13 protein-coding genes and 1 pseudogene are annotated in these 14,953 nt (G+C 60.4%); 6 read left to right on the top strand and 8 right to left on the bottom strand.

All coding sequences use genetic code 11. The annotated features are described in order from the left end of the window. Positions 1-449: 449 nt before the first annotated feature. The 5 genes from ASD04_RS18310 to bhcR all read right to left on the bottom strand — a co-directional run bounded on the left by ASD04_RS18310 (position 450) and on the right by bhcR (position 5,701). Complete coding sequence (locus tag ASD04_RS18310) at positions 450-1,652, bottom strand: IS256 family transposase (RefSeq protein ID WP_056260141.1); 1,203 nt, start codon at positions 1,650-1,652, stop codon at positions 450-452. Between the two features lie 185 nt (positions 1,653-1,837). Continuing rightward, complete coding sequence (locus tag ASD04_RS18305) at positions 1,838-2,695, bottom strand: GNAT family N-acetyltransferase (RefSeq protein WP_200940298.1); 858 nt, start codon at positions 2,693-2,695, stop codon at positions 1,838-1,840. After that, positions 2,692-3,099: a RidA family protein gene (locus ASD04_RS18300; RefSeq protein ID WP_056260136.1), complete on the bottom strand. Its 408-nt coding sequence runs from the start codon at positions 3,097-3,099 to the stop codon at positions 2,692-2,694. The genes ASD04_RS18305 and ASD04_RS18300 overlap by 4 nt, the downstream gene beginning before the upstream one ends. Before the next feature lie 534 nt (positions 3,100-3,633). Beyond that, positions 3,634-4,506, bottom strand: coding sequence for a GNAT family N-acetyltransferase (locus tag ASD04_RS18295; RefSeq protein ID WP_056260134.1), 873 nt, complete (start codon positions 4,504-4,506; stop codon positions 3,634-3,636). A gap of 382 nt (positions 4,507-4,888) precedes the next feature. Then, positions 4,889-5,701 carry an HTH-type transcriptional regulator BhcR gene (gene bhcR, locus ASD04_RS18290; protein ID WP_056260132.1) on the bottom strand — a complete coding sequence of 271 codons (813 nt, stop codon included), beginning with the start codon at positions 5,699-5,701 and terminating at the stop codon, positions 4,889-4,891. A gap of 292 nt (positions 5,702-5,993) precedes the next feature. On the opposite strand from bhcR, the gene bhcB reads away from it, so the two are divergent. The 4 genes from bhcB to ASD04_RS18270 all read left to right on the top strand — a co-directional run bounded on the left by bhcB (position 5,994) and on the right by ASD04_RS18270 (position 10,422). Beyond that, entirely contained in the window at positions 5,994-6,941 is a 948-nt protein-coding gene (bhcB, locus tag ASD04_RS18285; protein ID WP_056260131.1) for a beta-hydroxyaspartate dehydratase BhcB, read from the top strand. A gap of 11 nt (positions 6,942-6,952) precedes the next feature. Then, the gene (gene bhcC, locus ASD04_RS18280) at positions 6,953-8,116 is read left to right on the top strand and encodes a 3-hydroxy-D-aspartate aldolase BhcC (RefSeq protein ID WP_056260129.1); all 1,164 of its coding nucleotides are present in this window, start codon (positions 6,953-6,955) and stop codon (positions 8,114-8,116) included. Between the two features lie 412 nt (positions 8,117-8,528). After that, positions 8,529-9,638 carry an aldo/keto reductase gene (locus ASD04_RS18275; RefSeq protein WP_082531345.1) on the top strand — a complete coding sequence of 370 codons (1,110 nt, stop codon included), beginning with the start codon at positions 8,529-8,531 and terminating at the stop codon, positions 9,636-9,638. A 307-nt stretch (positions 9,639-9,945) separates the two neighbouring features. Next, on the top strand, positions 9,946-10,422 hold the full coding sequence (locus tag ASD04_RS18270; protein WP_056260394.1) for an Lrp/AsnC family transcriptional regulator: 477 nt from the start codon (positions 9,946-9,948) through the stop codon (positions 10,420-10,422). Between the two features lie 46 nt (positions 10,423-10,468). On the opposite strand, the gene ASD04_RS18265 is transcribed toward ASD04_RS18270, so the two are convergent. The 3 genes from ASD04_RS18265 to ASD04_RS18255 form a co-directional block, all read right to left on the bottom strand. After that, on the bottom strand, positions 10,469-11,446 hold the full coding sequence (locus ASD04_RS18265; protein ID WP_082531344.1) for a glyoxylate/hydroxypyruvate reductase A: 978 nt from the start codon (positions 11,444-11,446) through the stop codon (positions 10,469-10,471). 16 nt (positions 11,447-11,462) lie between these two features. Further along, positions 11,463-12,290, bottom strand: a complete 828-nt coding sequence (locus tag ASD04_RS18260) for a GNAT family N-acetyltransferase (RefSeq protein ID WP_056260127.1) — start codon at positions 12,288-12,290, stop codon at positions 11,463-11,465. Positions 12,291-12,752: 462 nt separating this feature from the next. Further along, positions 12,753-13,106: a cupin domain-containing protein gene (locus tag ASD04_RS18255; RefSeq protein ID WP_056260124.1), complete on the bottom strand. Its 354-nt coding sequence runs from the start codon at positions 13,104-13,106 to the stop codon at positions 12,753-12,755. A 737-nt stretch (positions 13,107-13,843) separates the two neighbouring features. Between ASD04_RS18255 and ASD04_RS19930 the strand changes: the two are divergent. Together ASD04_RS19930 and ASD04_RS19925 are read left to right on the top strand one after the other, a co-directional pair. After that, a pseudogene (locus ASD04_RS19930) lies at positions 13,844-14,290 on the top strand (ATP-binding cassette domain-containing protein); the annotation flags it as partial. Position 14,291: 1 nt separating this feature from the next. Then, on the top strand, positions 14,292-14,953 hold a 662-nt coding region (locus ASD04_RS19925; protein WP_244488361.1), incomplete at both ends, for an ATP-binding cassette domain-containing protein.

The following is a 14,953-nucleotide window of genomic DNA, read 5'->3' as shown; positions in this document are numbered from 1 at the left end:
GAATCGACTCTCCGTCTCCCCGGCTGCGCTCAGCGCCGCTACTCTTCGTTCTGGCGCCGCGATTGCGGCCCCTTTCTGTGCCGGTGTCCTGACGGAAGTTACTAGTCAACTGTTGCCTTCGTTCTAAGGTAAATCTAACTTCGTGCTGCAGGAGATCCGCCCCTACGAGAGGCGGCAGCCGGGCTATGTAGACGTACTTGTCGACAATCCAGAATCTACTCTTGCTGACGGTTACTTTGCTATCCCCCAAGGCGTGGGCTTATGTGCGACCCTAAACGAAATCGCACTCGCCGACTTCGTTACGTGGCGCGGTCAGGCAGATTGAATTCACAATCCATAACCGCCCGAAGTGTATCATTCGGATCCGCCGGCCCTTCTCCTTGATCGTGTCCCACAGCGTGGTGTAACTGAGGCTTGGCCTCCACGCATTTCCGGCTTGGCCGGGTTGGTCAGCGTGCGGGGACTGCCGGCAAGCTGACGAGGGGATCATCGCTCAATGGGGCGACGGATTCCAGCGTCATATATCTGGCGCGCTGGACGGCCCATTCATCGTTCTGTTCGAGCAGGATGGCGCCCACCAGGCGCACGATGGCGTCCTCGTTGGGGAAGATGCCGACGACCTCGGTCCGACGCTTCACCTCGCCGTTGACGCGCTCGATTGGGTTGTTGCTGTGCAGCTTGGTCCGATGCTCCTTGGGGAAGCTCATATAGGCCAGTACATCGTGCTCGGCCTCGTCCATGATGGTGGCGAGCTTGGGCACCCGGGGGCGGATCTGATCGGCGACGGCGCGCCATTGCGCACTGGCTGCCTCGGCCGTTTCCTGAGCGAAGGCCGTGGCGATGAAGGCGCTGGCCACCCGGCGGCCGCTCTTGCCGGCATGGGCCAGAACATTGCGCATGAAGTGCACCCGACAGCGTTGCCAGGTCGCGCACAGCACCTTGGTGACAGCCACCTTGATACCTTCGTGAGCATCGGAGATGACCAGCTTCACCCCACGGAGGCCGCGGCGGGTCAGCTTGCGCAGGAACTCGGTCCAGATCGCCTCGGCTTCCGAGGTGCCGATCTCCATGCCGAGCACTTCGCGCCGGCCATCGGCATTGACGCCCACGGCCATGATGGCAGCCACCGATACGATGCGGCCACCCCGGCGCACCTTGAGGTAGGTGGCGTCGATCCAAAGATACGGCCAGTCGCCCTCGATTGGCCGCTCGAGGAACGCCTTCACCTTGCCGTCGATCTCCTCGCACAATCGGCTGACCTGGCTCTTGGAGATGCCACTCATGCCCATGGCCTTGACCAGCTCATCCACCGAGCGGGTGGAGATGCCCTGGATGTAAGCCTCCTGGATCACTGCGGTCAGCGCCTTCTCGGCCATGCGCCGGGGCTCAAGGAAGCCGGGGAAGTAGCTGCCTTTGCGCAGCTTGGGGATGCGCAGCTCGACGGTGCCGGCCCGGGTCTGCCAGTCCCGATCACGGTAGCCATTGCGCTGCGCCAGGCGCTCGGCGCTCTTCTCGCCATAGCCGGCGCCGGTGGCAGCACCCACCTCCAGCTCCATCAGGCGTTCCGCGGCAATGCCGATCATCTCACGCAGAATATCGGCGTCAGGGGTCTTCTCTACCAGCGTGCGCAGGTTCATCATCGCATCGGTCATCGGTGGTCCTTCCAGTATCAGGTTGGTGTGAGCAACCCGACCCTACCGGAAATCCGTCGATGACCACCCAGCCGCTCGCTCGCTACGGCGCTCGTGATGGCGCGCTCGCGAGCGGCTTGACCACCTCAGTTACACCACGTCCCGGGACACGACCTTCTCCTTAGCGGAATAGCAGCTATCCGCCCTCAACCAAAGGATTGGCTGGCGAGAGCAAATATCCTGTGCGGCCCCGTAATCTGAGGCCGATGACCGCGGATCATTGTTGTGACACTGCTAACCTCTAACAGACCTTGGGCCGTTAGCCAGTCACGGAGCCCGCTGTCCCCGCCAGTGTCTATGCGCAAGATTTGTCCGGCGTTCACCCTCAGGAAATGTTCAATCAGCAGCTTCGCATCCTCTGCCCCGCATGCGATGACCGGGCCGACCACCTGACCAAGGCCGAAGGGACGACAGATGGCATAGCCTTGAATGTCACCAGCTCGTTCAATCACGGCGATAGAGCCAATCAAGTTGAACTCCTCGATCATCCGGCGTCGGTCGGCCCCGAAGGCCTGCCGGTCCATCTGGAGCAATGTCTGCAAATCCTCAGCGTTAGCCTTGCGGACCCAGCGGCCTCTCTCGGCATCCGCAGTGCCTGCTGAGACTTGCCCCAAATGCTGGTGAACGGTGCCGGTAGCTTCGAAACCGAAGCTCTCGTAAAGCCTCATTCCCACTGCCGTAGAGTTCAGCATGACGGCGCGGCTGCCGGTTGATTGCAACAGGTGCGCCAGTAGCGATCGACCCAGTCCGCGACCTTGCATCGCGGGCGCGACAATGATGCTGCCGCAGGTTGCGAAAGCATCGCCATAAGGCCAACAAATAGCAGAGGCGATTACCTGGCCATTCTCCTCGGCCAGAATACCCTGGCCAAGCGACTGGGCGACGCGCCAGTCGTCAAGCCGATACGCCCAGCCCACTGCGCGGGATAGCTCCAGCGCACTTTCCAAATCACCCGCTTCGCCCGTCATCGGGCGTAGTGTGACAGATGGCTGGATAGAATTCATGTGCTCTCCTCCTGACATGCCGCTATGGCGTCAAGTTCCACAAGATAGCCGTAGTGCAGCTCGGGCACCGGAACGACCGTCCGCGCGGGATGCGCCGCGCCCAGCATCTCTTCATAGACGGCGTTGAAACGCGGCCAATTGGCGACGCCGACGACGTAGACGGTCACCTTCAAGAGGCTGCCGACCGAAGCCCCGGCGGCCTCGGCCACCGCGATCAAATTGCGGATCGCCTGGCGCGCCTGATCGTCGAAATCGGCCTCCGCGAGATGGGTGCCGTCTGGGGCAATGGGCAGCTGGCCGGAGATATAAAGAAGCCCCGCATGCTTGATCGCCTGAGCATAATGGCCGCCAGGGGCAGGGGCGCTCGCGGTAGAGAATGGAGTGATTTTCACGGCGTCATTCATCGGAGCCTCCCCATCATGGTCGAACTGACTCGGACCTTCGGTACCCCACCCTGCGGTTGGTGAGATGCGCCGTCGCCCGGGTTCGTCGCATCGGAGGCAGCGACAGAGCGTCCGGCCCGTCCCCACGCCAGACCAGGGGACAACTCGGCACAGCCTGCGCCGACGATCACTACATCATGCTTTTTTACGAGCGATTGTGGCGTTAGCAGCATGACAGGATCCGCTCCCCTCCAATAAGGCGTGTCCTTGTCGGCGACCTTAGGCTGTGGCACTTGCATACCTTCCGCTGGGTTTTCAGATTGGCCGTGCCGGCGGACGCGAGGCAGCCTTTTCTTGCATGAGAATGGCCGCTTGTGGGCAGCAGTATTCCCCGCTTCCGCAGCGATTGGCGGCATCTTATTGCGAACAAGCGCTAAAAACCGCAGGCCAGTGTTCGAGCGTCGCCCGAGGTGATGACGCTGCACTCAAGCTAGCCCGTCGTGCCCGGACTCGACCAAAATCCGTCATGCCGGGGCATACCCTCAGCAACGTCGGTCAGTTCAAGGCGTGCGCAGCCAGCCCGTAGACCCAAGGGGAGGCATCGCTGCGGTTCAAGAACCTACGCCCCTTGGACATCGTCATTGTCGTGGAGGTCGTGGGAAGGCCTATCTGTGTCAGGAATTCCGCGAAGGGACTGGTATCCTCGCGCGTATCGATCCGCACATAACCATCCTTCAACGCGGGCAGATGCCATCCGACGAGAAGAATTGCGTCCTCGTCGTTACTGGCCACTATCGGTCCAATCACGTGCCCCCTCCCGAACTGGCGGCGCATGGCATAGCCGACCACCTTGTCGCTCCGTCGCAGAACGCAGGTCACAGATCTTTTGGACAGTTGTACTAACACCGCCGAGCGGTTGACGCCAAAAGCTTCCGTATCGTAGTCAGCGAGTTCCTCAATTTGGGTCGTGGGTAACTCGTCCAGGCCATGGTCCCGGGCCGCTGCTGGCAGCGTTGAGAGTATGCCCCCGTGTAGGAAAACGGTCGCCTCCTTTTCGAACCCGAGTGACAGGTAGAGGGGATAGGCGGCCTTCGTTGAATTCAGCGTCAGGTTGCGGCCTTTGCAGCGTTCCATTACCTCTTCCATCAGCCAACGGCCGGCTCCTTGCGCCTGCGCGCGCGGCGTGGTGATCACAAGCCCAATCGTGGCCAAATCTTCGCCCTGCAGAAACCACATCGCACTGCAGAAGACGCGCCCAATGTCGTCGACCGCGACGATCCCTTGCCCCACTTGCCGCAGGAACTCCCAATCGGCGGGACGATGCGGCCAGCCTACACCTATCGAGAGGACATGCAGCAGATGAACGTCAACATCGGCGATATCCCGCGCAATCAGTTGGAAGGACTTCACGCGAACGGTTTTTGCCATCGAGACTTGTCCTCTACCGGTGATCGGCAAGCGCCCGGTCTCATTCCGGTGTCGAGCTGGCGCGAACCCATTGGGTCTTGCCATACTGTGGCGCAGAGACGCCAGCAGGATTTGCCGCACTTGGCCCCTCCGCAAAATCTTCTGCCGAACTGATGGTACATGCATCTCATTCTCACCCTCGCCGGTCCTGCACCTTTCTGAGTAAGCATCGCGCATTCCGACTAAAAGCGATCGAACCGGCAAAGCCATCCGTGCGCCTGAGCAGTTCGCCAACTGCGGACCAAAGAACCGACGTGATTGCGGCCGAAGGTCGGCTGCCCCCGTTCATATACGCAAAGCGCCTGGTACCCGAGTCGATGCTAAGCGTTTGCGGCGGGCAAATTTACAATCTGGCACCGAGCGTTCGCGACGCTTCGGCGGCGGCCTTGACGACCCAACTTCCCAGCTCGAGCACCCTGGCATCAGGCATCCTAATCGTCGGACCCGAGACGGATATGCCAGCCACTGCATCACCGTATCCATTGAAGATTGTGGCGCCGACGCATCGCATCCCAATGATGCGCTCTTCATCATCGAGCGAGTATCCCCGCTCGCGGATTTGTTTTACCGCGTCGCGCAATTCGCTGGCTGTGGTTATTGTTCTTTCGGTAAAGCCAGCCAAGGCTGCTGTTCTGAGGAACACCTCCAGCCGCTCGTCATCAAATGCGCTTAAAAGAGCCTTGCCAATGCCCGATGCGTGAAGCGGGGCGCGCGTTCCTGGCGGGAAGAACGCGCGAATAGACTCGTGCGTCTCGACTTGGCTGACAAACAGAACATCCCCATCCCGCTCGATTCCGAGATTTGACGTCTCACCCGACGAGGCCATTAAATCCCGCATTACAGAGCGGGTGCTTTCCACGATGTTGGTGCGCCGCAGGAAAGCTGAGCCCAAGCGGAATGCCTCTGCACCCACGAACCACTCCTGCCGTTCCCCACTGCTTTCGACATAGTTACGTCGTTCAAGGGCGGCCAAAACCCGATGCATTGTTGCTATCGACTGTTCAAGATGAGCGGCGAGCTCAGATAATGTCATGCCCTGGTGGGACGCCAGCGCTTCGAGCACATCAATCGCGCGGTCGAGCGCCTGGATGGTCGGTGGCTGTTGGAGCGTCTTGGTGCCCCTAGGGCGGCCGCGTCGTCGGATTGGCTGCTGCATCAACGCTTCTCACTATTTCGCGACAAGATAGGCAATTGGTCTAATGGAATCAACTTCTGCAGAATGGAAAATTCTAACCCTTTCTATTTGAACATATTTTTGTACATTTTTCGTCTGATAAAAATGATTTTCAGTAAAGTTTACCACACAGTCGGGCCGTGCTACTCCTCTTGCGAGCCAGAAGCCACTGCCATGAAGCACTCGGTAATCGATCTTCACTCACGGCGCGGCAACGCTGCCGCGCAAGCGCTTGCAGCGACTATTGAAGCAGACGCCTGAACGGGAAGCGCTTATGTACATTCCGACTCTCGAAGACATGCTCGCAGCACGCGAACGCATCGAACCTTACATTCACCGCACCCCCATCATGACTTCGCAAGCCCTGAACCGGCTGACGGGTGCCGAATTGTTCTTCAAATGCGAGAACCTGCAGAAGGCCGGGGCCTTTAAGGCTCGTGGCGCCGCGAACGCCGTTTTCGGACTTTCGGACGAGCAGGCAGAGAGGGGCGTGGCTACCCATTCCAGTGGCAATCATGGCACCTGCCTGAGCTATGCCGCCGGCCGGCGCGGCATAAGCTGCACTGTTGTCATGCCGCGCACGGCTCCCCAGGTGAAGAAGGACGCAGTACGTGGCTATGGGGGGAGAGTCATCGAGTGCGAGCCCTCAACGACGTCCCGTGAGGCCGTTTTCGCTGAGGTTATGGCTGAAACCGGCGCGGAATTCGTGCACCCCTACAACGATCATCGAGTTATTGCCGGGCAGGCGACTTGCTCGGCGGAACTGCTTGAACAGGTAGACAACCTGGATGCAGTGATCGCGCCGATCGGGGGCGGCGGCATGATTTCCGGCACCTGCCTTACGCTGTCAAATCTCGCGCCTGGGCTAAGCATCTATGCCGCCGAACCCGAGCAGGCCGACGATGCCTTTCGTAGCTTCAAAGCGGGCCATATCATTGCTGACGACGCCCCGCAAACCGTGGCCGACGGGCTCAAGGTGCCGCTAAAGGATCTGACTTGGCACTTCGTTCAACGCAACGTCACAGACATCCTGACGACGGCTGAGCACGAGATAATCGACGCCATGCGGGTGACTTGGCTGCGGCTGAAACTCGTGATGGAACCGTCCAGCGCGGTGCCCCTGGCTGCCATCCTGAAAAACCCCCAGGTCTTCGCCGGCAAGCGTGTCGGTGTCATCATCACCGGCGGTAATGTCGATGTCGACATGCTGCCCTGGAACTGAGAGCGGACAACATGAACGTACATGACAAATTTGCGGGCCTCGAAGTCGGGTACGACGTGCCAGCCTTGCCGGGGATGGACGAGAAAGACATTCAGACGCCCTGCTTGATCCTCGACCTCGACGCCTTGGAGCGCAACATCCGGAAAATGGGTGCGTACGCGAAAGCGCACAACATGCGCCACCGGGCGCACGGCAAGATGCACAAGTCGGTAGACGTTATGAAACTGCAGGAGTCGCTGGGCGCGGCGACCGGCGTATGCTGCCAAAAGGTGTCCGAAGCAGAAGTCTTCGTGCGAGCCGGGATCAAGGACGTTCTTGTCTCGAACCAGGTACGCGACCCGGCCAAGATCGATAGGCTTGCGCGCCTGCCGAAACTTGGCAGCCGAATTATTGTCTGCGTCGACGACGTGGAAAACGTAGCCGATCTGTCGGCAGCGGCGCAAAGGCACAGCACCATTCTTGAGTGTCTGGTGGAGATTGATTGCGGCGCCGGGCGCTGCGGCGTCAAAACCACTCCCGAAGTTATGGCAATCGCAATGGCTGTCGACGCGGCCCTGGGACTCAAGTTCACCGGGATCCAAGCCTATCAAGGCGCTATGCAGCATCTCGATGATTATGAGGACCGCAAGGCCAAGGTCGACAGTGCCATCGCTCAGGTCAAAGATGCGGCCACGGCACTGGACGCCGCTGGTTTGAAACCCGCTTTAGTGTCGGGCGGTGGCACAGGATCCTACTACTTCGAGGCGAACTCGGGCGTCTACAACGAGTTGCAATGCGGGTCCTACGCCTTCATGGATGCCGACTATGGCCGGATTCGCGACAAGGACGGCAAGCGCATCGACCAAGGCGAATGGGAAAACGCACTGTTCATCCTGACCAGCGTGATGAGCCACGCCAAGCCACATCTTGCGGTGGTGGATGCTGGGTTGAAGGCGCAATCGGTCGACAGTGGACTGCCAGTCGTCTTCGGGCGAGAGGACGTGAAGTATGTCAAGTGCTCAGATGAGCATGGCAATGTGGAAGACCTGAACGGCGTGCTCAGGATAAACGACAAACTGCGCTTAGTGCCCGGCCATTGCGACCCGACCTGCAATGTGCACGACTGGTACGTTGGGGTGCGCAACGGCAAGGTTGAAACCCTCTGGCCAGTGTCAGCCCGCGGCAAGGTGTATTGATACGGTCCGCTTGTTTCCCAGTTCTGTTTAAGCAGCTTCACAATCGAAGTTCCACACCTCCGCGACGGCGGCCTGGCCTCGGCTGCCGTCCGCTCGCGTGACGTCTAGGTCATAGAGGTGACTGCACAGGTTGTTCTCAAACCCAGCCTTGTCCAGCTTGATGGTCGTGGCCAAAAAAATACGATCCGACCGGTAGCTATGAGATGCTCGGTGTAGGTCGCGGCGGGTCTGAGGTCGAGAGCAACCACCGGACCCGATCACCTCCAGCAGGTTGAATTAATGCATGGCATCTCTAGGGCCATGCGCCTTTGCGTACCCAACCGCGTTGTTCCTCTCAGCTACGACGGTGTTGAAGTGGCGGACGCCATGGTCATTAGCCGCAGAGCCCTCAAGTAAGACAGAAAGCTCGAATATGCAGTATCGAAGACTCGGCAACACAGGCGTCCCCGTTTCAAACTTGACGCTGGGAACCATGGGCTTCGGAACGGAGACTTCGGAGGATGAAGCCTTTTCCATAATAGACGCCTTCCTTGAAGCCGGCGGCAATATGCTGGACACCGCCGATGTCAATGGCGGCGGTGCATCCGAGGAACTTTTGGGTCGCTGGCGGGCCAGCCGTCCACAGAATCTGGTCAATAGCGTGGTGCTCGCGACCAAGGCGCACATTTTTACAGGCAAGGACGTAAATGATGTGGGAACCTTCCGTCGGCATCTGCGTCGCGCCTTAGATGCATCACTCCTTCGTCTCGGGATAGAGGCCATAGATCTCTACCAGATGCATGCTTGGGATCCGCTGATTCCGATCGAAGAGACGCTGTCCTTCCTGGACGCCGCAGTGCGCGCTGGCAAGGTGCACTATGTAGGCTTGTCCAACTTCTCGGGCTGGCAGTTGCAGCTCGCACTATCGACGGCCAAAGCAATGGGCATGCAGTTGCCTGTCACGCTGCAACAGCAGTATAGCCTTGCCTGCCGGGAGATCGAGTACGAGGTTATTCCCGCTGCCCTCGCAAACAATGTCGGGTTGCTCGCCCGGTCCCCTCTCGCGTCGGGTTTCTTGAGCGGAAACTACACTCGGGGAGGGGGTGCCGAGCAAGGAACACGTCTCGGTTCTGAAAGCGCGATGTTTGGGCAAATCGGAAATAGCTTTTTCGCCTCGGAGCAGAATTGGGCGACCCTGGAAGTTGTTACCCAAATCGCCGACGAGGCTGGTGTCACACCGAGCCAAGTGGCGTTGAGCTGGGTCACGAACCGCCCTTCGGTGACGTCGACCATCTTTAGTGCGCGCACGCTTACGCAGCTGGAAAGCAATCTACCGGCGGGCGATCTCCACCTGGGGGAGGAGGCCACCGCCAGGCTCAATGCGGTGAGTGCACCGACTCCCAACGACGATCCCCATGGCCCTCCGGCGTTCTCCAGCGTCACCGCTATGTCGACTCCAGCGAGCCGGAACACCGCGAATTCCCTACCCAGTGAGCCGGGTGGCGGGGTTCAACTCTTAGTCGTGAAAGAAAAAGGTTCATGACCGAGCTTTCTCAGGGCCCACCGCCGCGGAGCGGATGGGTTTAGCCAATCGCTGTTTGGCGCGTGCCGAGGCCAGGCACTTGCATCGCAGTGTCAGGCGAGCCTGGTGTGGCGGGTCAGGCTGTGTGTCGTGCGAGTGACTGGAGGGGTCTGGCGCTCACGCATCCGGGTGAGCAGTTCTGGGGTACCAAGTCGCGCTCAGCCCTTACGGGGCATGCAAGACGTGCCGACGGCGGATGGCATAAGTGAATTGAAACCATCGGCACATGCTGCCTAAGCTGGGTGGGAGGGAACAGAGGGATGGGCCCGTGAAGCTTGACCGGATCGACATCCGCATCTTGCACGAACTACAACGGAACGGACGCGTCACCAATGTGGTGCTTGCCGAACTCGTTCATCTGTCGCCCAGCCCCTGCCTGATGCGGGTCAAGCGGCTCCAGGCCGAGGGCTATATCATTGGCTATTCAGCGCTAATCGACATTGCGAGACTGGGGCCGACCATCACCGTGTTTACAGAGGTGACCTTGAAGAGCCATCGCCAGATCGACTTCGAACGTTTCCAGCAGGCGGCTGAAAAGGCCGAGGAGGTGATCGAGTGCCACTTGATCGCCGGAGGCTATGATTACCTATTGAAATTCGTCACCGCGGGGGTCAGCGAGTACCAATCAGTCATAGAGAGGCTGAGAGACATGGATATCGGCATCGACAAGTATTTCAGCTACGTCGTGATGAAATCGCCATTCATAAAGGCTCATTTGCCGCTGAAGACCATCTTTCCAATGTGAGTCCGACCCCATGCCGCCAAGCTGCGCCGCTGCCTCCCTCCCGCGCTCAGTAACCCCGCGCTCGGTCGACCAATCCCGGTATCGTCGTCCCCGACAGGTCGGCCTGAATTGCCTCTATTACATGGCGGGCGCCATCGCCGGGCCGGGTTTGACAGGCGATATGCGGTGTCAGAATGACCCGAGGATGCGACCAGAGTGTATGCGTCTGCGGTAGCGGCTCTGGGGCAGTGACGTCTAAAACCGCAGCTGAGATCTGCCCGGAATCCAGCGCTGCGACCAGCGCCGAATGGTCCAGCTGTCGCCCACGCCCGGCATGGACCAGCCGCGCGCCCCGGGGCAGGCGGCCCAAAAGACTGGCGTCGAGAATGTTTTCGGTTTCTGTGGTGAGGGGCAGCAAGCATATTAGGAGATCGGTACGCGCTAGAAAGGCGTCAAGATCCGTGAAGCATTCCACTCCGTCGATTTGTCGCGGGCTCCTCGCCCAGCCGGCTAGGGGAAAGCCGAAGGGCCGCAGCGCCGCCAAGGCGGCCTGTCCCAACTGGCCAAGGCCCATCACGCCGATCCGTCGTTCGCCCGCCGGCAGGTTGCGCGCTGCCTGCCATAGTCCGGCGCGCTGTTGTCCGATATAGGCTGGCAGGTCGCGATGCAGGGCAAGCGTGGCCAGGGTGATATACTCCTGCATCTGTTGAGGAATGCCTGGTTCGAGCATTCTCACCACGCCGACATGGGGGGGCAGAGCTGCAAGGTCGAGCTGATCCACACCCGCACCCACCGAAAAGATCAGCCGCAAGTTGCGGTAACGGGCGAGATCGGCAGGCACTTTCCAAGTCACCAGCCAGCGCACCGCCATCGGATCGGGGGCCTCTCCGATGTGGAATTCGAGTTCTGGAAGTGACGCTTCGAAGGCGCTGCGGAATACCGCCCCGCGCGCCGCATCAGAAAGATACAACACCGAACGGCTCACCGTTGGTTCGGTTTCTCCTGAGTGGGTGGGGTCGAGTTGGGCGATCGAACTGTTACGCATGGGTCTCTCCTGAAAGTTATCCGAGGGCATGCGCCGCGAGCGCGAACCGCCGGAGGGGGTTAGCGAGTGTCGTGGTACCGCCGCGCTGCATGGATATGCCGCCGCCCACGGGCGCGAGCCCCTGCGCGGTCAGCCAGGGGGCCAGACCCGCGGATTCCGTGGTGTCAACGCGCATGAAGCCGCGGGGGGCTTTCGCGAATAGAAATCCAAGCAAAAGGTGCGCCGTCTCCACGGTTTCGGCGACCACCGGTCCCACCAGTTGGCCCCGACCAAAGCGTCTCAGGCACGCATATCCGACGACGCCCGCGCCTTCGCGGACCACCGCGATACGGTCTTCATGCATCAAGAGCGTAATCAATGCCGCGCGGTTAGCGCCAGTGGCCTGGCGGTCTAGCGCCTGGATTGCGGGCCGATCGGCGGCGCCCGCCCAGTCCACGCCACCCGACAAGACCTGCGCCACTGGTAGCCCCTGATGCTGGAGGACGCGGTCAGTGGCGATAAAGCCAAGCTTTTCAAAAAGCGGCAAGCCGTCTTTTGTTGCGGTCAGCCGCCATTCTGGCACGTCCACCCAGTCCATAGCGCGCGTCAACAGTTGCCGACCCAGCCCGCGCCCGCGCATCCGGGCATCGACGATAATCATGTTGGCCATGGCGACAGCGCCAAACCGCGTAGCGAGTGCAGTGCCGACCACCGCCCCCCTGGACAGGGCGACCACCCCGCGGCCTAGCCGCAACAAAAGATGCCAGTCCTCGCGGCGGTGCGGCCATACTGCCTCACGCGACAAGCGTAACGCTCCGTCCAGATGAGCGGCTGTGAAGGCTTCGAAAGTGATCGTATCGGTCATCGAATGCCTGCTGACTGAGTAGTTTGAAATTAGGCGAGGTCGTGGCGCAGGTGCATCGGCAGGACGCGTCCCAGCGGAATGTTCCGCTGTTAAGGTCTCGGCAACCGCAGGAAATTCCATGCTCAGTAGCTGCCGCTCAGCAAGTCCAGCCGCCGCAGGCTCAAGTCTAGGCCGCAGGTCGGAGATTTGCGATATCTCGTCCGGCATATGGCGTGGGTGGGCTATTAGCGGGTGGACAGCCTTGCTAGCGGGTGGACTGCTTGCGCCGTCCACAATGCGCATGTCGTGGAGTTACCAAACCCAGGGCCGCATTCCGCTGTGCCCACCGCCTGGCCGAGGATGTCCACTAGATGATCCTGTTGACGGTGATGCCGGAGGGTTGGGCATAGCCATCGGCCAGGTATTCCTCGTCACGCGGGGCGGCGGGCAGACGCTGCCGCCCCACGTCACTCTTGGCTCGGGTCAACGTACCGTGATGTAGATCTTGCGGACCGTCTCGATGGTCCGCCAGGTGCCGACGTAGCCGGGCTTCATCACAAAACTATCACCAGCCCGGTATGTCACCGGCGGCTGGCCGTTCTCGGTGAGTTCGACCACACCTTCGAGAATGTGGCAGAATTCGAAAACCTCGCCCTTGATAGAATGAGTGAGGCCCGGAGTAGCTTGCCAGACGCCGGATTTGATCTTGCCGTCGCGAGCCTCATCCATCGCCCAGGTGCTGAATTCCGGCGTGCCTTCAATCAGGCGTTCGGGACCGGGCAGGGCATGGGTGGGGGTGAAGGTGGGGTTGTGGTCAATGGTCTTCAGCAAGGTCATCGTTCTCTCCTGGTTGCCGGTCTCGCCGGTTCGGCCGGTAGAGTAGCCGCGGCAAGCAAAGCACCACTGCTGATGTCAAGGACGCGAGCGCAGATTGTGCCAAAGAGCGGGAGGAGAAAGCTGAAAGTTCTGTGAGGAGCATCCAGGGACGGTTTGGTGAAATGACGGACTCAAGTTCAAAATGCATCTCAGCACATTCGCGCACAGAGCCTCTGGGGGCGTTGAACATAGTGTGTTGGCGTGCCTAGTCTCTGCGAGAGCATCTTGCCGCATCCCTCTAGCCTCAAATTCCTGGGGGCGGGAAGCTCGCGGGTGGGCACGGTCTAGGCGGCGAGCGTTCGTTACTCTCGGGGTAGGATCCCTGTGTACTTCGCCGCACGCCGCAGTTGGTGGGGTGGGCCGCATTCAGTCCTCCGGATGGCGGTCTCGACAACCTGGTCCCACAAAGTTGAGAACTCCCGGTGCACTATTCTCGCACGTGGGTCGGTGCATCGCATCGCCAGGGAAGCCGAGCCGCGATCCCCTGTCTGAGCACCGTTCCGCGCTCGCCGGGGCCCCGTCCGTGCTTTTCCTCTAATCAGGGGGGGGCTGGAATTTAATGCTTAACTGGCCGGTCATTCAGCCAATCCTGCCGTCAAGGGCTGAGGTTCAGTGACTCTGTGGCTCAAAAACCGTCAATCTCTTGGACCAGGCCGCATGGGCCGGATTGCCGAGAAGCGCGAAAGGGAGGCTAGCCAATGCTAGCACGCATCGATGCGGTTGCGACCACGGACGTGGCGCTCTCAGTGAGCGATCTCACCGTCAGCCTGCCGTTGGACATGGAGCGGCAATATGCGGTCGAGAACCTGTCCTTTGATCTCAAGCGTGGTCAGATCCTTTGTATTATCGGGGAGTCCGGCTCGGGCAAGTCGGTCACCGCCAATGCCATCATGGGCCTCCTGCCCAAGGTGATCCGCGTTACCGGCGGCGCTATCGATCTTGAGGGCCGCAGCATAATGGGTCTGCCGGCCGGCGAACTCCGCAGTCTGCGCGGTCGCGTCGTGTCGATGATCTTTCAGGATCCGCTATCGGCACTCAACCCGCTCATGACCGTGGGAGATCAGATCACGGAAGTCATGGCCGCCCATGGCATCGGAACGTCTGAATCCCGACGAAGCCGCGCCATGGAAATGCTGGCCGAAGTCNATGACCGTGGGAGATCAGATCACGGAAGTCATGGCCGCCCATGGCATCGGAACGTCTGAATCCCGACGAAGCCGCGCCATGGAAATGCTGGCCGAAGTCGGACTGCCTGATCCGCCGCTGATGTACCTGCAATACCCGTTCCGCCTCTCTGGCGGGCAGCGGCAGCGCGTGATGATCGCCATGGCGCTGGTGCTGGAACCCACGATCCTGATCGCAGACGAACCGACTACCGCGCTTGACGTAACCACCCAGGCGCAAATCCTGAAGCTGATCCGCGACATCCAGCGTCGCAAGGGCATGAGCGTCATGTTCATCACCCACGATTTCGGTGTCGTGGCCGAGATTGCTGACAGCGTCGTGGTGATGGAAAAGGGCCACATTGTCGAACAGGGCAGCAGCGACCAGGTTCTGAAGTCGCCGACCCACCCATACACCAAGCGTCTCATAGCCGCCGTTCCCCGTCTTGCAGGGGCCGACCGCACCCACACAAAGGCGGCCGACAAGGAGCCGATCCTCAAAGTGGAGGGTTTGGTCAAAACCTATCGCAGTGGCAGCGCTATGTTCCGCACGCAGCGCATCGTGCCTGCCGTGAACGATGTCTCGTTCAGCCTCATGCCGGGCCGGACCCTCGGAATTGTTGGCGAAAGCGGGTCTGGCAAGTC

This window comes from Devosia sp. Root436 (genome assembly GCF_001426345.1).
Classification (GTDB): Bacteria; Pseudomonadota; Alphaproteobacteria; order Rhizobiales; family Devosiaceae; genus Devosia.
The sequence above is the reverse complement of the archived record's forward strand: the minus strand, read 5'-3'. Positions and strand labels throughout refer to the sequence as shown.

Bases quoted from the DNA above. Each gene is read 5' to 3' on its own strand.
- ASD04_RS18310 (WP_056260141.1), bottom strand. From the start codon at position 1,652: ATGACCGATGCGATGATGAACCTGCGCACGCTGGTAGAGAAGACCCCT.
- ASD04_RS18305 (WP_200940298.1), bottom strand. From the start codon at position 2,695: ATGAATTCTATCCAGCCATCTGTCACACTACGCCCGATGACGGGCGAA.
- ASD04_RS18300 (WP_056260136.1), bottom strand. From the start codon at position 3,099: ATGAATGACGCCGTGAAAATCACTCCATTCTCTACCGCGAGCGCCCCT.
- ASD04_RS18295 (WP_056260134.1), bottom strand. From the start codon at position 4,506: ATGGCAAAAACCGTTCGCGTGAAGTCCTTCCAACTGATTGCGCGGGAT.
- bhcR (WP_056260132.1), bottom strand. From the start codon at position 5,701: ATGCAGCAGCCAATCCGACGACGCGGCCGCCCTAGGGGCACCAAGACG.
- bhcB (WP_056260131.1), top strand. From the start codon at position 5,994: ATGTACATTCCGACTCTCGAAGACATGCTCGCAGCACGCGAACGCATC.
- bhcC (WP_056260129.1), top strand. From the start codon at position 6,953: ATGAACGTACATGACAAATTTGCGGGCCTCGAAGTCGGGTACGACGTG.
- ASD04_RS18275 (WP_082531345.1), top strand. From the start codon at position 8,529: ATGCAGTATCGAAGACTCGGCAACACAGGCGTCCCCGTTTCAAACTTG.
- ASD04_RS18265 (WP_082531344.1), bottom strand. From the start codon at position 11,446: ATGCGTAACAGTTCGATCGCCCAACTCGACCCCACCCACTCAGGAGAA.
- ASD04_RS18260 (WP_056260127.1), bottom strand. From the start codon at position 12,290: ATGACCGATACGATCACTTTCGAAGCCTTCACAGCCGCTCATCTGGAC.
- ASD04_RS18255 (WP_056260124.1), bottom strand. From the start codon at position 13,106: ATGACCTTGCTGAAGACCATTGACCACAACCCCACCTTCACCCCCACC.